The 18,778-nt window shown below is 48.8% G+C and carries 18 protein-coding genes and 4 pseudogenes; 18 read left to right on the plus strand and 4 right to left on the minus strand.

The window, feature by feature from the left end:
- From phnX to ACIFQN_RS32660, 11 genes and pseudogenes are all read left to right on the plus strand, one after another.
- Positions 1–795, plus strand: a complete 795-nt coding sequence (gene phnX / locus ACIFQN_RS32610; protein ID WP_429837233.1) for a phosphonoacetaldehyde hydrolase — start codon at positions 1–3, stop codon at positions 793–795.
- Positions 796–797: 2 nt separating this feature from the next.
- A complete protein-coding gene (gene phnW, locus ACIFQN_RS32615; RefSeq protein WP_429837217.1) occupies positions 798–1,910 on the plus strand; it encodes a 2-aminoethylphosphonate--pyruvate transaminase in 1,113 nt (370 codons plus the stop codon).
- A 21-nt stretch (positions 1,911–1,931) separates the two neighbouring features.
- The gene (locus tag ACIFQN_RS32620) at positions 1,932–2,717 is read left to right on the plus strand and encodes a DeoR/GlpR family DNA-binding transcription regulator (RefSeq protein WP_429837218.1); all 786 of its coding nucleotides are present in this window, start codon (positions 1,932–1,934) and stop codon (positions 2,715–2,717) included.
- 179 nt (positions 2,718–2,896) lie between these two features.
- Positions 2,897–3,292, plus strand: coding sequence for a BMC domain-containing protein (locus ACIFQN_RS32625; RefSeq protein WP_429837219.1), 396 nt, complete (start codon positions 2,897–2,899; stop codon positions 3,290–3,292).
- 2 nt (positions 3,293–3,294) lie between these two features.
- Positions 3,295–3,570 (plus strand): BMC domain-containing protein, encoded by a 276-nt coding sequence (locus tag ACIFQN_RS32630; protein WP_049741198.1) that lies wholly within the window; start codon positions 3,295–3,297, stop codon positions 3,568–3,570.
- 55 nt (positions 3,571–3,625) lie between these two features.
- Positions 3,626–5,104, plus strand: coding sequence for an acetaldehyde dehydrogenase (acetylating) (locus ACIFQN_RS32635; RefSeq protein WP_429837220.1), 1,479 nt, complete (start codon positions 3,626–3,628; stop codon positions 5,102–5,104).
- A 13-nt stretch (positions 5,105–5,117) separates the two neighbouring features.
- On the plus strand, positions 5,118–5,405 hold the full coding sequence (locus ACIFQN_RS32640; protein WP_049741197.1) for a BMC domain-containing protein: 288 nt from the start codon (positions 5,118–5,120) through the stop codon (positions 5,403–5,405).
- A gap of 11 nt (positions 5,406–5,416) precedes the next feature.
- Positions 5,417–6,202: a phosphate propanoyltransferase gene (gene pduL, locus ACIFQN_RS32645; protein WP_429837221.1), complete on the plus strand. Its 786-nt coding sequence runs from the start codon at positions 5,417–5,419 to the stop codon at positions 6,200–6,202.
- 4 nt (positions 6,203–6,206) lie between these two features.
- A pseudogene (locus tag ACIFQN_RS32650) lies at positions 6,207–7,041 on the plus strand (hypothetical protein).
- Positions 7,023–7,298 carry a EutN/CcmL family microcompartment protein gene (locus tag ACIFQN_RS32655; protein WP_429837222.1) on the plus strand — a complete coding sequence of 92 codons (276 nt, stop codon included), beginning with the start codon at positions 7,023–7,025 and terminating at the stop codon, positions 7,296–7,298. Before ACIFQN_RS32650 ends, ACIFQN_RS32655 begins: the two are co-directional and overlap by 19 nt.
- 80 nt (positions 7,299–7,378) lie before the next feature.
- The gene (locus ACIFQN_RS32660; protein WP_429837223.1) at positions 7,379–8,245 is read left to right on the plus strand and encodes an EamA family transporter; all 867 of its coding nucleotides are present in this window, start codon (positions 7,379–7,381) and stop codon (positions 8,243–8,245) included.
- 248 nt (positions 8,246–8,493) lie between these two features.
- Here ACIFQN_RS32660 and ACIFQN_RS32665 read toward each other — a convergent pair whose 3' ends face one another.
- The 3 genes from ACIFQN_RS32665 to ACIFQN_RS32675 form a co-directional block, all read right to left on the minus strand.
- The gene (locus ACIFQN_RS32665) at positions 8,494–8,961 is read right to left on the minus strand and encodes a GbsR/MarR family transcriptional regulator (protein ID WP_429837224.1); all 468 of its coding nucleotides are present in this window, start codon (positions 8,959–8,961) and stop codon (positions 8,494–8,496) included.
- A gap of 93 nt (positions 8,962–9,054) precedes the next feature.
- Positions 9,055–10,512, minus strand: a complete 1,458-nt coding sequence (locus ACIFQN_RS32670; protein WP_429837225.1) for a serine hydrolase domain-containing protein — start codon at positions 10,510–10,512, stop codon at positions 9,055–9,057.
- A gap of 159 nt (positions 10,513–10,671) precedes the next feature.
- Positions 10,672–11,925 (minus strand): MFS transporter, encoded by a 1,254-nt coding sequence (locus ACIFQN_RS32675; protein WP_429837226.1) that lies wholly within the window; start codon positions 11,923–11,925, stop codon positions 10,672–10,674.
- A 219-nt stretch (positions 11,926–12,144) separates the two neighbouring features.
- Between ACIFQN_RS32675 and ACIFQN_RS32680 the strand changes: the two genes are divergently transcribed.
- The 3 genes from ACIFQN_RS32680 (at position 12,145) to ACIFQN_RS32690 (ending at position 14,075) form a co-directional block, all read left to right on the plus strand.
- Entirely contained in the window at positions 12,145–12,459 is a 315-nt protein-coding gene (locus tag ACIFQN_RS32680) for a hypothetical protein (protein WP_429837227.1), read from the plus strand.
- A 14-nt stretch (positions 12,460–12,473) separates the two neighbouring features.
- Complete coding sequence (locus ACIFQN_RS32685; protein ID WP_429837228.1) at positions 12,474–12,851, plus strand: hypothetical protein; 378 nt, start codon at positions 12,474–12,476, stop codon at positions 12,849–12,851.
- 150 nt (positions 12,852–13,001) lie between these two features.
- Positions 13,002–14,075 carry a phosphotransferase enzyme family protein gene (locus ACIFQN_RS32690; RefSeq protein WP_429837229.1) on the plus strand — a complete coding sequence of 358 codons (1,074 nt, stop codon included), beginning with the start codon at positions 13,002–13,004 and terminating at the stop codon, positions 14,073–14,075.
- 269 nt (positions 14,076–14,344) lie between these two features.
- On the opposite strand, the pseudogene ACIFQN_RS32695 reads toward ACIFQN_RS32690, so the two are convergent.
- A pseudogene (locus tag ACIFQN_RS32695) lies at positions 14,345–14,613 on the minus strand (IS110 family transposase); the annotation flags it as partial.
- An 11-nt stretch (positions 14,614–14,624) separates the two neighbouring features.
- Here ACIFQN_RS32695 and ACIFQN_RS32700 point away from each other — a divergent pair.
- The 4 genes and pseudogenes from ACIFQN_RS32700 to ACIFQN_RS32715 form a co-directional block, all read left to right on the plus strand.
- Positions 14,625–14,849 (plus strand): annotated as a pseudogene (locus tag ACIFQN_RS32700) (putative iron-sulfur cluster-binding metallochaperone); the annotation flags it as partial.
- Positions 14,850–15,196: 347 nt separating this feature from the next.
- Positions 15,197–15,460, plus strand: a pseudogene (locus tag ACIFQN_RS32705) (VOC family protein); the annotation flags it as partial.
- 318 nt (positions 15,461–15,778) lie between these two features.
- Complete coding sequence (locus ACIFQN_RS32710) at positions 15,779–17,275, plus strand: Lsa family ABC-F type ribosomal protection protein (RefSeq protein ID WP_429837230.1); 1,497 nt, start codon at positions 15,779–15,781, stop codon at positions 17,273–17,275.
- 236 nt (positions 17,276–17,511) lie between these two features.
- Positions 17,512–18,543, plus strand: coding sequence for a Cfr family 23S rRNA (adenine(2503)-C(8))-methyltransferase (locus ACIFQN_RS32715; RefSeq protein ID WP_429837231.1), 1,032 nt, complete (start codon positions 17,512–17,514; stop codon positions 18,541–18,543).
- Positions 18,544–18,778: the final 235 nt, after the last annotated feature.

Here is an 18,778-nt window from a genome sequence, read left to right on the forward strand (position 1 = left end):
ATGATTCAAGCAGTGATTTTTGACTGGGCTGGAACAACGGTCGACTATGGATGCTTTGCACCACTTGATGTGTTTTTGGAGGTATTCAAAAAGCGGGGCATTGAAGTTACGCACGCAGAAGCGCGAGAGCCGATGGGCATGCTCAAGTGGGACCACATTGATACGATGCTGAAAATGGATCGCATTGCCCAGCTGTGGCAAGCCAAATACGGCAGGCTGCCGGAGAAAAAGGACGTCGATATGCTGTATGCGGACTTCGAGCCGATGCTGTTTTCCATTCTGAAAAACTATGTGACGCCGATCCCCGGTGTGCTGGAGCTGGTGGCGCGGCTGCGGGCAGCGGGAATCAAAATCGGGTCGACAACGGGATACACGGCGGAAATGATGGCCGTCGTGGCTCCTGAAGCAAAGAAGCGAGGCTATTGGCCTGATTCCTTGGTGACTCCGAGTGAAATGCCGGCAGGTCGCCCATTGCCATGGATGTGCTATCAAAACGCCATCAACCTCGACGTTCACCCGATGAAGCACATTATCAAGGTAGGCGATACGACGAGTGATGTAAAAGAAGCAGTGGCCGCAGGAGCATGGGCTGTAGGCGTGATCAAAGGAGGCAGCGAGCTGGGCATGACCGAGAGAGAGGTGCTGGAGTGTGACCCTGACGAGCTGGCGGACCGGATGGAGGTTGTCGCGAAACGATTCAAGGATGTAGGAGCTGATTATGTGATCGAAACGATTGGTGAGCTGGATTCGCTGATTCCCAAAATCAACCTGCGCCTCGCGCAAAAGGAGAGATAATCATGAAACTCACGCAATTGCCGGAGAATCCGTACCTGCTCTTGACCCCGGGACCGCTGTCCACCTCCAAAGGTGTAAAAGCCGCTATGCTGCGCGACTGGTGCACATGGGACAACGAGTACAACGGCCTGGTGCAGGATATCCGCCGTAAGCTGGTTAGTCTGGGCGGTAGTAATCATGACGATTACACGACCGTACTCATGCAGGGAAGCGGCACCTTTTCCGTAGAGGCTGTGATTGGCTCCGTGGTCCCAGAAGACGGCAAGCTCGTCGTTTTGACCAACGGCGCTTATGGGAACCGCATCGCCCAGATCGCCAAGGTGCTCAAGGTGGGCACAGTAGTGATCGACTTCGGGGAAATTGGCCAGGCAGAGCCAGAAAAGCTGCGTCAAGTACTTGCGAGCGATCCGGAAGTGACGCATGTCGCTGTGGTCCATTGTGAAACGACAACGGGGATGCTCAACCCGATTGCAGAAGTAGGGAAAGTAGTGAAAGAATACGGCAAGGTGTTTATCGTGGATGCGATGAGCAGCTTCGGAGGAATCGCGATTGATGTGGCAGATTTGCAGATCGACTATTTGATCAGCAGCGCCAATAAATGCATCCAAGGTGTGCCCGGATTCGGATTTATCCTGGCCAAAACAGAGGAGCTAAAAAAATGCAAAGGGCAGGCACGCTCCCTCTCCCTCGACTTGTATGATCAGTGGGAAACAATGGAGAAGCATAACGGCAAGTGGCGCTATACCTCACCGACCCACGTTGTCCGTGCCTTTTACCAAGCAATGCTGGAGCTGGAAGAAGAAGGCGGCATTGAGAAAAGGCAGGTTCGTTATCGCGAGAACCAGCGTACGCTCGTGGAAGGAATGGAAGCCATCGGTTTTCGCACGCTGCTGCCTACGGAATTGCAGTCTCCCATCATTACGTCCTTTTACTTTCCAGACAGCCCGCAGTTTACGTTTGCTGCCTTTTACGAGCGGTTGAAAAAAGAGGGGTACGTCCTTTATCCGGGGAAAATTTCACTGGCGGATACATTCCGCATCGGCAATATCGGTGAGGTCTACCCGCACGATATGAAAAATTTGGTGCAGGCGATTGAAAACAATATGTTCTGGTAAGAGGGCAGGAGGACTTCAACCATGTCTTTAGTGGGGGAAGAACGCAAAGATGCGATTATGAATTTGCTTAATTATGCCGGTAAAGTAAGGACGAACGAGCTGGTCGAAAAATTGCAAGTATCCTCGGAGACGATCAGACGGTATTTAGAGGAGCTGGAAAATGAAAATCAGCTCAAGCGTGTGTACGGTGGAGCTATCAAGATTAATTTTGAGCGGGAAGAACCGTCTCATCTGATGCGGGAGGTCTCCCATGCGGAAGAGAAGAAACGGATTGGCCGGGCAGCGGCAGGTCTCGTACAGGATAACGACGTCCTGGTCATCGACGATGGAACGACGACACTGCACATGCTCCATTTTCTGATGAACAGAAAAAATTTGAAGCTCATCACGATTTCGGTTCCAGCGCTCAATTTATTGATGGAGTACCATAACAAGGAGCTTTTCACAGGTGAGATTTACTTTATCGGGGGAAAAGTTCAGTCCAAGCATTTTCGAACAGCGGGCACATTGGCGGAAAACATGATGCAAAACTTTTTCGTCGACAAGGCATTTATTTCGATTGACGGTATCTTGGCGCAGCATGGCATTTCCAGCTACGATTGCGAGAAAGCCATGTTTGCCAAGCGCATCATCGAAAATTCGAAGGAAAACATTGTACTGACGGATCACTCCAAAATCGGTATCAGCACTTTCTACAAGGTGGCGGATCTGAAAGAGATTGATACAGTCATCAGTGATGTGGCTGCACCAAAAGAATGGACAAATGAACTGGAAGCAAAAGGGGTTAATTGGATCGTAGCGGATTGAAGGCAGGGGCAGGAAGTAGAGGCTCTCTATTTTTTGGACACAAACACAACCAATATCAACTAAAACAACGTAAAAGCAAAATAATAACTTGAAATTCATTTGTATTAGCGTTATTTTCAGGATATAGAAGTACTATTCTGACTACTACAATTCGAATGCTAGGGAAGGGTGAAATCCAAATGCTAGAACATGGCTACGCCTTGGGGATGATTGAGACCGTGGGTTTTCCCGCCCTTGTCGCAGCGACAGACGCGGCAGCCAAAGCCGCAGATGTTCGCTGCGTGACCTACCAGGGAGCGGATGCGGGGATTGTCACCATCTATATCGTGGGAGATGTTGCCTCTGTTACGGCAGCAGTTGCGGTAGGCGAGGCGGAAGCAAGACGAGTGGGTCAGCTTCGTCACTCCAGGGTCATTCCCCGCCCAGATCAAAGTGTGATGCAAATGGTATTGCAGCAGTTGGACAAGGAAAAGACCAGAGAGGCACCAAAACCGTCTGGAAAACCAGCAGGTGACAAAGAAAAAAGTGCGAAAGCAGCACCGCAAGCGACTGCACAAATAAGCAAGGAGGAATAGTCATGGGAGATGCATTGGGGATGGTGGAAACAAAAGGATTGATCGGCGCTGTTGAGGCAGCCGATGCGATGGTAAAAGCGGCGAATGTAAAGCTTGTAGGAAAAGTACATGTTGGGGGCGGTCTGGTGACCGTGATGGTACGCGGGGATGTGGGAGCGGTCAAGGCATCTACAGATGCGGGTGCTGCGGCTGCGGAAAAGGTAGGAGAGCTAGTTTCTGTTCACGTGATTCCGCGTCCTCATTCCGATATTGAACTGATTTTGCCTAAGCTGGAGTAGTCATATTTCACGTAAAAAAGATCCGTAAACGGCTGAGAAGAGGTGACGGTATACCGTGATGCTAGACGTAGATTTGCAATCAGTCCAGGAAGTACGACAGTATTTGCTCACAGCCAAGGAAGCACAAAAACGGATACAAGTTATGTCGCAGAGTCAAATTGACCAGATCGTGCAAAGCATGGCGGAGGCGGCAAAGTCAGAAGCAGGTCGCCTGGCAGTATTGGCCGTTGAAGAAACCGGCTATGGCAGAGTGGCGGATAAAACCGTGAAAAATCTGTTTGCTGCAAACGATGTATATCAGGCTGTCAAAGAGATGAAGACAGTGGGGATTATTAAGCGGGACGAACAAAACCGCGTGTGGGAGATCGCCCAGCCTGTTGGCGTCATCGCTGGAATCGTTCCTTCGACTAATCCTACCTCAACCGTCATCTTCAAGGCATTAATCAGCGTAAAGGCAGGCAATGCCATTGTTTTCAGCCCGCATCCGCAAGCCGCAAAGTGTACAAAGGAAGCGGCAAGAATCATGCAGGCTGCGGCAGAGCGGGCAGGTGCTCCGGCAGGACTCATCTCATGCATCACCCACCCTACGTTGGCAGCCTCCCAGGAGCTGATGGGACATGACTGCACGGATGTAATCCTGGCTACAGGTGGGACAGCGATGGTAAAAGCAGCGTACAGCTCCGGTAAACCAGCCTTTGGGGTAGGGCCGGGCAACGTGCCTGTCTATATCCATACAAGTGCCGATATTCCGGCCGCTATACGGCATACGGTGCAAAGCAAGACATTTGACTACGGGACTATTTGTGCTTCCGAACAGGCTCTCGTCGTTGACAAGGAGATCAAGCGCAAGGTCGTTGCTGAGTTGAAGCGGCAGGGAGCCTACTTCCTCGACGATTATGAGACCAAGCGGGTAGCTGCCATCATCATGAAGGAAGGCGGACTCAATCCGGCGATCGTTGGGAAGTCGCCGCAAGCGATAGCAGAGCTGGCGGGGATTTTGGTGCCAGAGGATGCCAAGCTACTGATGGCGGAAGAAACCGGGATCGGCCGCGAGTTTCCGTTTTCGATTGAAAAGCTTGCACCGATTCTGACCCTCTATACGGTTTCGGACAGTCAGGAAGCCAGTCATATTTGTGCAAAATTGCTTGCTTTTGGGGGTCTGGGTCATACGCTTGGCATCCATTGCCAGAATACGCAGGTGATCGAATCGTTTGTCGTCGATAAACCGGCTTCTCGCATTGTGGTAAATACGGGGACGACCTTTGGCGGGATTGGTGCGACTACGGGGATTTTGCCGTCGCTAACCCTGGGCTGCGGCTCTTTTGGAAATAACGTGACATCGGATAATATCGGTCCGCAGCATCTGTTCAACGTAAAACGTGTCGCTTTTGGGTTGCGTGAGATGAAGCTGGAGGCACCCGAGAATGTGACCTTTGCTGCTGTACCTGCTCCGGCTGCACCTGCGATCAGCAGAGATGAAATTACGGAAATTATTAAAAGTGTTCTGATGGAATTGCAGTCTTCTAATCGGTAAGGAGGCGTAAGGGATGGCAGGAGAATGGGCAGCACTGGGCATGGTCGAAACAAAAGGCCTGATCGGCGCAGTAGAAGCAGCCGACGCGATGGTGAAAGCAGCGAATGTCAAGCTGATTGGTAAAGTACACGTAGGCGGAGGGCTTGTGACCGTCATGGTCCGTGGGGATGTAGGGGCAGTAAAAGCTTCAACCGATGCAGGAGCAGAAGCGGCACAAAAAGTGGGGGAACTGAAATCCGTACATGTCATTCCGCGACCACATTCTGATATCGAGCTGATCCTTCCCAAGCTGGAAGGGTAAATCACTAGCCTATGGCTGTCATTACGGAAACGACACTGCGGGCCATGCTTCGAACAGGGATCCCCAATCCATTTCTGGTTCGTGCAAAGGACATATTCACCCCGGCTGCAACCGACTTTTTAAAGGGGAGAGGGATTCGCGTGGAATCGGTGGAATCACAAGGAGCCTTTTCGCAGGTGAGAGAAGCGGGTGGAGCAAGGACCATTCCAATAGGGGTATCCAACCGACACATTCACTTATCCCCCGAAGATGTAGAAAAGCTGTTTGGTCATGGATACGAACTCACTCCCTTACGCCCTCTCTCCCAACCCGGGCAGTTTGTCGCAGAGGAACAGCTCACTCTGCTCGGACCAAAAGGCATTTTAAAAGGAGTGCGGATTCTAGGGCCGGCACGGGGAACGAGTCAGGTGGAAATTTCCAGAACGGACGGCTTTTTGCTCGGCATACATCCTCCGATCAGAGCGTCAGGCTCGCTAGAGGGGACACCAGGGATTACCTTGATTGGTCCCGCTGGATGCATTGTATTGGAATCGGGTGTCATTGTAGCGAAATGCCATGTGCATATGTCTGATGAAGATGCTCGTTCCCTTCAGGTCAAAGATGGAGATAGCCTGATCCTGCAAATGATCGGGGAACGAGCCCTTATTTTCCCTGACGTAACGGTGAGAGTCAGTCCTCGGTATGCACTCGATTTCCATATTGATCTCGATGAAGCCAATGCGGCTAGCCTCAAAACAGGCGATGCGGTGCGCTTGCTCGGGAAAAATGGCCGATTCTTTTCCGCAGAAGGGAGGTGATAGGATGGATGTTCAGCAAATGATCGAGTCGATTACACGGGAGATTCTGCAATCCATGAAGGCGGACGCATCGCAGGTGAAAAAGGACAAATGGCTCTATATCTTCTGTGACAGTAAAGCTCACGAGTCTTTTGACGATCAGTTTATCGCCTTGCAAAATAATGGATTGTGTCACGACATTTTGTTCCTGGACGGAGAAACTTCCTCATGGCTCGGGATGCATCGCATTGAATGCGGAGGCGCTGGCAAAATAATCACGGCAGATGAATATGCGCCCATCCCTTTGGAAGTACCCAAGCAATATGAAGGTGTCATCATTCCAGAAATCGATCTGGATAACGCAGCGCGGGTGGCAGCGGGCCTGAAAGGAACGATTAAGGCGGAGATCATTTTTTCAGCGCTCGTATTAGGAAAACCGGTTTTGGTCGGTGAAGACGTGCCGGGAATCAAGCGGGCGGATCGGCGCTCATTAAAAGCCCTGATCCTGCCGGGGCCGTATCAGCAGCTTTTCTTGCAGCACGTAAACGAAATGAAGGAACTGGGGGTAGAATTTTTTCCGCAAAAAGGGCTGGCTGAAGCTGCTATTCGAAAAAGCAGGGCCAAGAAGCAGGAACAGACGGTTAAATTGTCGAATCGAGTCGCAGAACCGCAGGCAGCTATTCCTACAAAGCTCTTGACGGCTGACTGGGTAAAATCGCAAACGGATTTCCCGGATGCTGGGCTCATCCTGCGACAGGGCACGATCGTCTCTCCACTGGCAATGGATCTGCTCAAGGAAAAAGGAATCGCGGTCCACTACGATCGGTAAAGGGGGAGCGCCATGTTTTTGGGAAAAGTGATCGGCAGTGTCTGGTCCACACAAAAAGAGGATGGCATGGAGAATTTAAAGCTATTGGTTGTCCAGCCCATTGACTGGACAGAAAATGAAGGTGGACAAACAGTGATTGCAGCAGATCGCATCGGAGCGGGCTTTGGTGAAAAGGTCATCGTCTCGAGCGGTACTCCTGCGCGGATCATTTTTCACAACAAGATGGTCCCCATTGATGCTGTCATAGTGGGAATTGTGGACTCCTATGAAGTGACAAGAGAAGAGTAGAAAGAAGCCTGGTGTAGTCCCTACAGACTGCACCTTTTGGCGTTTACAAGTGGAAGTCCAAAAAGAGAGCTGGGAGAAGTATGTCTACCACCATTTTGCTGATCCTGTTGTTTGCAGCCATCTGCCACGCGATTTGGAATGCGCTGTCCAAGCGAATCGAGGAACGAGACGCCTTTTTTACGTTGATCTTGGGTGCCTCGGTCATTTTGTATTTTCCGTTGGCTGTTTATTTGTGGCAAACGTCCGCCTTTCCGGCAGGCGCCATCAAATGGTTGTTGCTTAGCACGTGTTCGGAAGTCTTGTATTTTGTCGCTTTGGCCAAAGCTTATCAAAACAACAACCTGAGTCACGCTTATCCAATCCTACGCGGTACGGCACCCATTGTGACCACGATCCTGAGTACCTTATTGATTGGTACGGCAATCGCCTGGATGGGATTCCTGGGTATCCTGATCATTGTGGCAGGGGTTGTCTTTATGAACCAGCGCACCTTTTCGTTTCGCGAGCTCAGTCACTTGGTCAAAGACTGGGGAAACATGAAGTGGGTGTTTCTGGCCGGGAGCTTTTCCGCTTGCAGCAGTGTGGTTGATGGCATGGGGGCAGCAATGATGTCGGGTTTATTGTTCAAGTACATTGTATTTTTCGGAATGTTCGCGGGGAAATGGATCATTGATCGCAGGGCAGCAGTAAAAGTCTCGTATCTCTCTTTAATCAAGCGATATCCGTGGCATACGCTGGCGGGAGGACTTTTTGTCTTTGTCTCCAATTCCCTCGCTGTATACGCCATGCAGACGACTCCGGTCACCTATGTCGCGTCCGTCCGGGAAATCAGCATCGTCTTTGCCACCCTGATCGGAGTTATCTGGCTCAAGGAAAAGGTAGGACTCGTCAAATGGGTATCGATTGGGATGATTTTAACTGGGGTTGTCATTATTAAGCTGAGCTAGTGAGTGACAATAAGAGAGTATTGGTGAAATAGAAACAGGGACCTGAATAGAGTCCCTCTGGTTGTCGATAAATTGAACTGCACCCCGTAAAGTAGACAGTACAAATAATAAAAGTCAGTTAAGCGGCCTTTGTCCTTAATTCCATAGGACTGAGGCCGTCTCATTTTGACACAAAAAGAAACCCCAAAATGCTTGGGGTTTCCAGGCAGTCTGAGTTCAAGCAAGAATGAACTCTTTTTCTCTTGTCGTCAATGCTGCGAGCGCCAGCGGTTCAGTAGCTCGTTTAGTGTGTCCAAATAATACCCGGTGCCCTTTTGAATGTCCGCAAAGCGCAGGGAGACCTTCTCGTTGTCTTGCACGCTTTGAATCTGCGCACCTTTTTCAATCGCCTTTTTCAAGGAATGGACCCGCTCGATTGAGGCGAGGAATTCCCTTTCCAGCGCATTTTCGGAATATATATAGTAGGTGACGCGGTCACCTGTTACGCTCTTTTTTTCCACGTGCCCAGAGCGCAGTAGCAGGCGAATGTTGGTCGACACACTGCCAAGGCTCACCTGGAGTGTGGACGCGATCTGCTCGGCGGACAGTGCGTCTTCTGTGACCATCAGCAAGCCCAAAATTCGCCCGGCGATTCTGGAGATGCCCTGGTACTCGTGATACAGGCCGATTTCTTCGATATAAGCCAACAGTTCTGGAGATAACTTATTCAACGCCATTACTCCCTTTGGAAAAACGCCGCGACGTTTCTCAAGCAACTTGGCTAGGCCGTCTTTGAAACGAGCCTAGTCCTTTTCATTATTATAACAACATTAGCTTTTCCTGTCTGCTTTGGCGAGCTGACGGTACCCAAAAAGCATCCGGCAGACCCGGCCATTCTCGTCACGGATGAATCTCACCGGATTGGCCATGCCGGGGCCCAGCCCTGCAATGAATTGATCGGGGCCGACAGCAGCTAGCGGAATGTCGGTTTTGATCGGCCCCAGCTTGACGGAGATGATGAGCGTCTCGCCCGCGAAGCTGGCAGAGGCCTGGCTCCCCTCGGAGGATGAATAGTCACCGCTGTATTCGGCCAAAGCTGCTGCGTCTGGCACGTAGTGCGGATAGGGAAATTCGGTTGTTACCACAGGTCGCTCGTGCAGGGCATTGAGTGCGGCTGCTAGCAGGCCCCTTGCTGCGAAAGCGCCGTCCGCATTGATCAGGACGATCCCGGTGATGCCCGCTTCAGGCAGGATATGCATCTGCGCCGTAATCCCTTTCAGTCCGCCGGAGTGTTCGACCAAAGAGCCGCCGTGATAATGCGGAGCCGGTGTAATGAACAGCCCATAGCCGTAGTGAATAAACGAATCAATCGCGATGTGGGGCATCATCATCTGCGCCACGCTCGCTGCCGAGAGAATCCGTACATCGCCGACGCAGCCGCCTGTCCGGAAAATTTCGGCGTAGCGGAGCATATCGCGGGCGGTTGATTTCAAAAATCCGGCTGCACGCTGTGCAGGCGCATCCAGCCAGTAAGGGGAGGCAAACAGCTCAGGCTTGCCGTCGGCCACTCTTTTGGTATAGAGCGTGGAAATGGCGGTATCGTCCGGCAGATCGGCGATGGAAAACGCCGTGTTGGTCATCCCGGCGGGCCCTAGGATGTGGTTTTTCACATACGTTTCATACGGCATACCGCTGACTCGCTCGATGATTGCGCCCAACAGACCGAAGGCGTCATTTGAATAGCTGAACTGGGTTCCGGCCTCGCCTAAAAGCGCGAGGTCCGAGGCAGCGAGATAGGCGAGCAAATCATCGTGCGTCTCAATGTAAGGGAGCTCCTTGATACTCTTCTCATCAAAGGGCGGCAAGAAATCGGCGTGATCGGGATCGTCCTCGATGCTCCGCCGCAGCGCGCCGAACAGGGAAGCCAGCGGCGGAATTCCTGAAGAATTGCTCATGAAGTGATGGATCGCAATTCGCTTGGATGCCGCCTCATCCGCGAAGCGGAACTGCGGTAAATAGGTGGCGACAGGGTCTGTGACGGACAGCTTGCCCGCCTCCTGCAGTTGCAAAATCGCAATGCAGCTGAACGACTTGGTGATGGAACCGATACCAAACACGGTGTCTAAGGTGATTTCTTGCTGACGTTCGACATCGCTGTAGCCGAACGCATGTTCATAAATCAGCTCTCCATCCTTGGCAAGCGCGATAATCGCTCCGGGAACCATTAGGGGGTCGATGATTTTGTCGGCATGCGCTTCGAAAGCAAAGGTCCAGTTTTGCTTGTTCATGATATTCATCCTTTCTGATTTGAGGATTGCGGTTCGTCCGCACGATTTCGCAGTTGCACCATGACCAGCCATGCGGCCTCGATCTTGAACGGCGCACAGGTCGCGAATCGGTGGCATCGACCATTTGGGTCCTTACCTCACCTCCTTATTCACACGCGTTCATGGGAGCTTGTTCCCGGTCAGGGTGCCCTTGCAGCGAGCGGCAGGTTTGATCCGCACGCCGATCGCTGCGGCTATGGACAGCACTAGGCCCGTCAGGAGAAAGACAAAGCTTGCCTCGAACGAAATATGCGCAATGATAGCGCCCATGAGTACAGGCGTAATGATGCTAGCAGTCTTGATTCCTGTCAGGAGGATGCCGCTGCCGATGCCCAGCACATGTGCAGGGATGATCCGCATGGTCAGCCCTATGACCGGCTGGTTCGTCATGGAGAGAAACGCGAAGGCGGCCGACTCATACAGGACGAATTGCAGAACAGTGCTGGAGGTGATCATGAGAATGAGAAAAAGAGAGGAGAGCAGTAAGGACGGAATCACCATTTGATGAAAACGATTGCTAAGATAGCGGTCAAACAGCCAACCGCCTGCGATGTTCGCCAACATGGCGGCGAGTGGAGGGAGCGATGCCGCAAAGCCGGTCTGCGTCAAATCGAGATGCTTTTCGGTCGTCAAATAGGTCGGTACCCACGTGAGAAACCCTGTAGCGACGATGCTGATGCCAAACATGATCAAGGTCAGCATCCAGATTTGGCCGTTGCGCAGCACATCGGACAATTTCATGCTAGGCTGCTGCTCGCTCTGCTGTGCAGGGGCATTCGCAACTTTTTCCACCGCCGGTTGGGCAAGCTCTGGGGGAAGCGGTCGAGGCAGCAAAAACCAAATGACAGGAGCCATTAGCAGCCCGAGCGCCCCGAGGATGATCGATGTGTTGTGCCAGCCCTGCATCACGATAAGCGGGGCTACAATCAGCGGCGTAAGTGCGGAGCCGAACGGGTCGGCGGTCAGGACAAATGCATTCGTCGTCGTGCGAATCTGCGAGGGTGTCCGCTCCGCAACAGCTTTGAGGATCGCCGGAGACAATGGCGCCTGGATGATGCCGAGGAGCACGCGCACGGCGAACAGCGTAACAAAGCCGTTTACAAAGCCGGTGAGTGCAGTAAAGAAGGCCCAAAGCACCAGCCCGATGGCAATGATCCGCTTCGACCCGACCTTGTCGGCGAAAGCGCCGCCTGGAATCGTAAAGACAGCGTACCCGAGAAAATAAGCGCTTACAATTGCCCCCAGCTCAACCGAGTTGAGCTGAAATTCCACGCCAATCATGGGAAGCGCCATGATGATGCCGGTAACGCCGATCACCTCCACAAGCAATGTCAAAAACAACAGTGCGGCACTGATTGAAACATGCTTCTTCACTATACGTCACCACCAATCCCAGATATGTGTCTAATCTTACTGAATTTCAGTAATTTCAGTCAATACTAAAATTACTAAAATGCAAAAACAAAATCGTTCCGTGCGGCTCCGTTTCTACTATATTTTCCGTCTACAGGAATGCTAACGGGCTGTAATGTTAAAAAAATATGTAGATATGGTAGAATTAGGGTGAGGTATCGGAACTAGGGGGAGTAAAATTTGAACAAACATAAATTTGGTGTATCTGGAAGTACAATTTTAACTAATCCCGAACAATTTGACGAATTATTTTGGGATGATATTGACTTAATCGAAATTGGAGAATTTCCTAATGAAACGGCTTTCAGTGCTTTCTTAGATCTTTGTAGAGTAAAACAAACTCCCTTCGGCGTTCATTCACCGTTACTACGAAATGGAAGTAAATACGACTTGCTTGAAAAAGTTTCAATTGACCTTTTGGTCGCACGGGTCTGCAAGAATTGTGCCGAATACAAAAAAAATACGCCATACCTATTATATGTGAACCGAAATTAGGGATTGGACGTTCTGTGAAAGGAATACAATATCTTGATTCTTTTCCTATAGAGAAATGGGAAAGGTATTCCTTGAAACTCTGCATAGACATAGGTGATTATCTAATTGCAACAGGAGATGAAATATTAAAATATTTAGAGAAGTGGAAGGAACACATCAAAATAGTTCATTTGCATAACGTTGCGTATGAAGACAATAAACATATTTGGATTCCAGTACATCCGAGTCATGAGAATAACGGAAAGCAATATAAGCTAGCACATATCATAAGATTCTTATCACAATGCAAAGAAATAAATTTTATATTTGAACATACACCACATAGCAACCCAAGCAAAGAATTCGTTCAGCAAGGATATATTTGGACTAAAAATATTGTTATGTCTAGTTGAACTAACGTGCAGTTTAGTTACAAATAAAGGAAGAATCAGTTTCTTCGTGAACATTATGTATTGAGACTTTTATATTTACGAAGTTCATGAAATGCTGTTATCGAAACTTGGGGCAAGGCTTTTAATAAAACAGAGAAGGAGAATAATCAATTGAATAATTTTTTTCATTTTGATTCAGAGGAAAGTAGACAAGCCTTGCTCTCGCGTGCGAGAAGTGTTGTTTTAACAGCCCTACAACAGTATGAACTAGAATGGAATTGCATCCGATTCATTCAGTTGTCAGATACCATTACATATAAAATTGAAACAAACACATTAAATAGTTATTTGCTTCGCATTCATTCGGAACGAATGAATAAAGAAGAGATTTATTCTGAGCTATTATTTCTTAATGAATTAAGAAACGTACATGGTTTAATTGTCCCTGTAGGAATTGTAAGCATTAATGATTCTTATGTTTTGGAGTGTGTTACTGAAGAGGGGTATAATAGACCTTTTGTCACCCTAATGAGTTGGGTGGACGGAGAGCATTCAAGTGGAGAATTTACGGATAACCGTGTAAATAGCATGGGTGTTATGATGGGTAAACTGCATGAAGCTTCTTCTCGTTTCGTTACACCTCATAATTTTGTTCGACCTCATTGGGGCATCACTAGCTTTATATCCGATATCCGCAAACTAGAACTTTATTATGCAAGATTTTTATCGAGCAGCGCTTGGAGTCTGTATCAATTAGCTATAAATAAGATTGTAGACCACCTTGAAGGTATGGATCAGACTGATCAGAACTATGGTCTTATTCATGCTGATTTACATTCTGGAAACGTTGTTTTTTGTGATGAACAACCACACCTAATCGATTTCGGAAGATGCGGCTATGGATACTATTTGTATGACATGGCGAGTGCTTTGTTAGAACTTTCCCCCCAACATCGACAATTATTTATTCAAGGTTATGAGAGCGTTAAGAGTTTAGGTATGGATTATATTCACAAATTAGAGTGTTTTTTTGTCATGTTCATGATTGAAAATTATAGTCATCACTGTTCTGATCCCACTGAAATTTCGAATTTGATACATGAACAAAAGTATGCCCAGGCATATATTAAAGAGTACTTAAATGGTAATTCCTTTCTTTTCAAGGTGATAGAACCCATAGAAGTTGATGAAGCAAAAGATAAATTTCCCCAAAGCAAATTAAAGGAGGGCAACCCCCCACATTAACAGAAACGATAGCGGAGTGATATGACGGTCAGGAAAGGAAACGGACGATAAAGGAGCTTATAAAGTTATTGAACTCCCTCGGTACGATTTAGTTTTCTCACGAGTGCTCGCTTATTCGCAGAATTTCACCCTTGGTTAGCGGGAAGAAAGAATGGAAGAGAGACCCCGTTAAAGACCCGGACAACATGAAGGCATACGAAAATAGAGGCGGAGTTTCTGCCCCATATCCTTCCATATAATGCACGCATTCTCCACGCCACCCCTGGAGTTACGACTTCAAAATGGCGTTCTGAGAGCCACCTAGAAACGTTGAGCCAATAGTGTCCGGTCGGTTCCATGCCAACGAAGGATGCGGTTAAATGATGGGCGGTTTGTAGATGCTGGATCCATTGCAATAGGTTGTGAAAACCGTCTTCGTCTTAGAAAAGGACAGGGGGTTTCCGATTACAATACCGCGAAAGTTTACAGCGCGTGCGACATGCGTCTGCTGGGCCCTGAATGATGGGATTTGAAGGGCTATGACCCGTTGCGTGGGCAGTTTAGCGAAGTATGCCAGTCTACCAAAAAAACCAGAGTGCTGATGTACCTGTGTGTTACTGCTTTGATTGGACGAGAGAGCGGCTCCTTCAAGCCAATGGCACCGACCAAAAACATGCTGACCAAATCAAAGCTCATGTTCATGCGGGGCGATGTGGGTGTGAGGTAAACAACCCCCAAGGGGCGTGTTGCTTAGGTAATGTGAACGCTTTTGTACGGGGTCTCAAAGAGGTGTAAGTAGGAAAGCTTGTATGAAACATTATGGTGTGATTCAACTACCGTCAATTACTTAGCAAAAATATCAGAGGCAGCTGAGATGATACGGCAGCCTCATTAAGCTATTGGGCAATATATTTAATTCAATATTGATACGTTTAGCCGTACACAAGTAACGGCAAGTTGTCGTGTTTTTACAATACAGGGTTTCGCGATTTTGTTAAATTTGGAGGATAAATAGGGCAAGTCCCATTTCGTAAATAGAGGTAGTGGAAAAGTGAAACTATCGCAAGTCCGACTGTTGGTAAGAAACTTCGATAAAAGTGTGGCGTTTTACAGAGATGTGATGGAGATTCCATTGGGATTTTCCGAAGAAGATGCAGTTCGCATCGTTTAAGACTGGCGAAACCAAAATAGAAATTTTTTCCGATCAAAATATGGCGGAAGTGATCGGTGAACACAATCTTCTAACCGAGGCAGAATCAAAATCGAAATTCTTACTCACTTTTGAAGTGGATCAAGTTGATGAGGTTTGCGCCCGTTTGAAAGATAAAGGGGTGGTACTCCTTAACGAGCCTCATGATAGGCAGGCCGCTGTGAAGCCGTTTTTATTATTTGCGTGTTTGAATTGATAATGAAAATCAATGGGTAGTTAGATTTTTGGGTTGTCATTTTAGGATGTTGCAATGTATAAGCGGGTATGTTAAGATCGTGCTGACACTTAACGATTGGAGTTGAAGAGGATAATGTAATATTTCTTGCCACTTTTTGAAGAATAAAGCAGGATTTGTTTTATTCTTTATTGGCAAGAAAGTTACCTTATTCTTTTCACTCAGAAAATATATCTTTTTCATTCCCTGAACCGGGTTGGATTTGCCGTATTTTTTTGAGCTACAAGAAAGGTAACTTTCTTGTAGCTCTTTTTTATTTTGACAAAGGAGGTTACCGACATGTCATTGATCAAGGTAACGAACCTGACGTTTGCCTATGACGGCAGTTACGACAACATCTTTGAGGATGTAAGCTTTCAAATTGATACCGACTGGAAATTGGGCTTTACGGGGAGAAACGGACGGGGCAAGACCACGTTTCTCAATCTGCTGCTCGGCAAATACGAATACAGCGGAACGATTTCGGCCAACGTCAGCTTCGAATACTTCCCATTCCACGTTGAACACAAAGAGAACAATACCATCGACATCGTCGCCGACATCTATCCAGACTTTGAGCACTGGCAGCTTCTTCGCGAGCTTTCGCTGCTGAAAGTGTCGGAGGACGTGTTATACCGACCGTTCGAATCGTTGTCCAACGGAGAACAAACGAAGGTGCTGCTGGCGGCCCTGTTTTTGAAGGAAAACCGTTTTTTGCTCATTGACGAGCCGACCAACCATCTGGACCTGCATGCTCGGAAGCTGGTCAGCGATTATTTGAACGACAAGAGCGGATTTATTTTGGTGTCGCATGACCGGGCGTTTCTCGACAACTGCGTGGACCACATTCTTTCGATCAACAAGACTAATATCGAAATCCAGAAAGGAAATTTTTCTGACTGGTGGGAGAACAAACAGCAACAGGACAACTTTGAGATGGCCGAGAACGAAAAGCTGAGGAAGGACATCAAGCGGCTGTCCGAAGCAGCCAAGCGGACGAGCAACTGGTCGCACGAAGTGGAAAAAACAAAAAACGGCACCCGCAACTCTGGCTCCAAGGTCGATAAAGGGTACATCGGTCACAAGGCTGCCAAAATGATGAAGAGGTCCAAATCGATTGAGCAAAGACAACAATCCGCGATCGAGGAAAGATCCCAGCTGCTTAACAACGTTGAAAGCTCGGAAAGCCTGAAAATATCTCAGCTGGCGTATCACAAACACCAATTAGTCGAGCTTGACCGCGTTTCGATTCATTATGGCGAGAAGAAAGTTTGCCGCGAGGTCAGCTTTACTGTCGAGCAAGGGGACCGCATTGTGCTCTCCGGTCCGAACGGCTCAGGAAAATCCAGCTTGCTCAAACTTATTTGCGGCGAGGAAATTCCTTATTCCGGCGCGTTTCGAATAGGGAGCCAGCTAAAAATTTCCTTCGTTTCGCAAGACACCTCGTACTTGCGGGGCAATTTGTCGGAATTCGCCAGAAACAGCGGGATTGACGAAAGCCTGTTCAAATCGATTTTAAGGAAATTCGATTTTTCGCGCTTGCAATTCGAAAAGGACATCGCTTCTTTTAGCGGCGGTCAGAAGAAAAAGGTGCTGATCGCGAAAAGCCTCTGCGATCGGGTTCATTTGCATGTTTGGGACGAACCGCTCAATTTTGTCGACGTCATTTCCCGGATGCAAATCGAAGAACTGCTGCTGGAGCATTCTCCGACCATCCTTTTTGTGGAGCATGACAGCGAGTTTTGTAAGCATATCGCGACAAAGATTGTGGAACTGAAAGAGATAAACAAATTCTAGGAGGATGAAAGCGATGAAGAATGAGGTTGTAGATGATTGTGTGAACCGGTTCCAGTTAGGTGAAGCGGTTCACAAAAAAACAAATCGGTTGCCGGAGGTTTACCAATCTATCGACTGGTGCACGTAGCGATCCGTCTGCAAACGTATGCGCTTTTTCTGTATAGTTGGTTAATGACGTGTCAAAGTGCCAACTGACGGTTGCTTTTTTACGTTTTCTCCGGCGGTAAGGAGAAGACATGAGACTAACCTCGAAATTTGAAACGATTCGGCGAATATTGTCCGACTTCAAGCAGCCCGAGTATCGGTATGCTCAGATTATGGACGCGATTTTCAAGCAGAACGTCGGCGAATACGGACGGATGACGATACTGCCCAAATTTTTGCGCGACGAGTTGACCCGGATGCTTGGTCCGAAGGTCTGCAGCATCGTTCCGGTAAAGGAACTCACGTCGAAACAGGTCAGCAAGGTGCTGTTTGCCATTGCGGGCGACGAACGTGTGGAGGCCGTACGACTTACTTATGAGCGGGGGTGGAAATCGTATTGTATTTCCACGCAGTGCGGCTGCGGATTCGGGTGCAGGTTTTGCGCCACCGGTACCATCGGCCTGAAACGAAATCTGACCGCCGACGAAATTACCGACCAATTGTTGCACTTTCGCTTGAACGGCCACGCCTTGGACAGCGTCTCATTCATGGGCATGGGGGAGGCGCTTGCCAACCCGCATATTTTTGATGCAATAACGATTTTGACCGACCCGCATCTCTTTGGCTTAGGACATCGACGAATTACGATTTCCACCATCGGCCTGTTGCCGGGGATCGACAAGCTGACACGGGGGTTTCCGCAGGTCAATCTAACCTTCTCGCTGCATTCGCCGTTTGACGATCAGAGAAGCGAGCTGATGCCGATCAACGACCGATTCCCGGTCCGCGACGTGCTGAAGGCATTGGATCGTCATATCCGGCATACCGGGAGAAAGGTGTATATTGCGTATATTCTTCTTCGAGGAGTCAACGACTCGACGGCGCATGCGGAAGGAGTTGCCGAGTTGTTAAGGGGAAGGGGACCTGGGGAACATCTCTATCATGTTAACCTGATTCCATTCAATTCGACCGAAGTTACGCCAGACAGCTATCGGCAATCTGATCCTAGTCGGATTAAAGCGTTTGTTCGGATCTTGAAGTCAAAGGGTATCAGCATCACGGTCCGAACTCAATTCGGATCGGACATTAACGCGGCATGCGGCCAGCTATACCGCTCCAAATAATCGATGTCGGAAACTAAATTTATTACGCCGGACGCAGCGGGTCTGCGACTGTAAATCAAAACGGCTGCCATGAAGAGGGCAGCCGTTTTGATTTACGACGTAGGCTTACAAGTAAATAAAAAGACGGTCCTACCTGAAAGTGGGGAGTTATCGTATTTCCCTTCATTAATAATTGGGGTTATGAAACCGACTAATGTGGGAGAGCACATCGCTGATGGTACGTTCAGGAACGTGG

The sequence above is a fragment of the Brevibacillus sp. NRS-1366 genome, assembly GCF_050467985.1.

Excerpts from the sequence above, each read along its gene's own strand:
- phnX (WP_429837233.1), top strand. The coding sequence starts at position 1 with ATGATTCAAGCAGTGATTTTTGACTGGGCTGGAACAACGGTCGACTAT.
- ACIFQN_RS32630 (WP_049741198.1), top strand. The coding sequence starts at position 3,295 with ATGGGAGATGCATTGGGGATGGTGGAAACAAAAGGATTGATCGGCGCT.
- ACIFQN_RS32665 (WP_429837224.1), bottom strand. The coding sequence starts at position 8,961 with ATGGCGTTGAATAAGTTATCTCCAGAACTGTTGGCTTATATCGAAGAA.
- ACIFQN_RS32660 (WP_429837223.1), top strand. The coding sequence starts at position 7,379 with ATGTCTACCACCATTTTGCTGATCCTGTTGTTTGCAGCCATCTGCCAC.
- ACIFQN_RS32710 (WP_429837230.1), top strand. The coding sequence starts at position 15,779 with ATGTCATTGATCAAGGTAACGAACCTGACGTTTGCCTATGACGGCAGT.
- ACIFQN_RS32715 (WP_429837231.1), top strand. The coding sequence starts at position 17,512 with ATGAGACTAACCTCGAAATTTGAAACGATTCGGCGAATATTGTCCGAC.
- pduL (WP_429837221.1), top strand. The coding sequence starts at position 5,417 with ATGGCTGTCATTACGGAAACGACACTGCGGGCCATGCTTCGAACAGGG.
- ACIFQN_RS32620 (WP_429837218.1), top strand. The coding sequence starts at position 1,932 with ATGTCTTTAGTGGGGGAAGAACGCAAAGATGCGATTATGAATTTGCTT.
- ACIFQN_RS32625 (WP_429837219.1), top strand. The coding sequence starts at position 2,897 with ATGCTAGAACATGGCTACGCCTTGGGGATGATTGAGACCGTGGGTTTT.
- ACIFQN_RS32670 (WP_429837225.1), bottom strand. The coding sequence starts at position 10,512 with ATGAACAAGCAAAACTGGACCTTTGCTTTCGAAGCGCATGCCGACAAA.
- phnW (WP_429837217.1), top strand. The coding sequence starts at position 798 with ATGAAACTCACGCAATTGCCGGAGAATCCGTACCTGCTCTTGACCCCG.
- ACIFQN_RS32655 (WP_429837222.1), top strand. The coding sequence starts at position 7,023 with ATGTTTTTGGGAAAAGTGATCGGCAGTGTCTGGTCCACACAAAAAGAG.
- ACIFQN_RS32640 (WP_049741197.1), top strand. The coding sequence starts at position 5,118 with ATGGCAGGAGAATGGGCAGCACTGGGCATGGTCGAAACAAAAGGCCTG.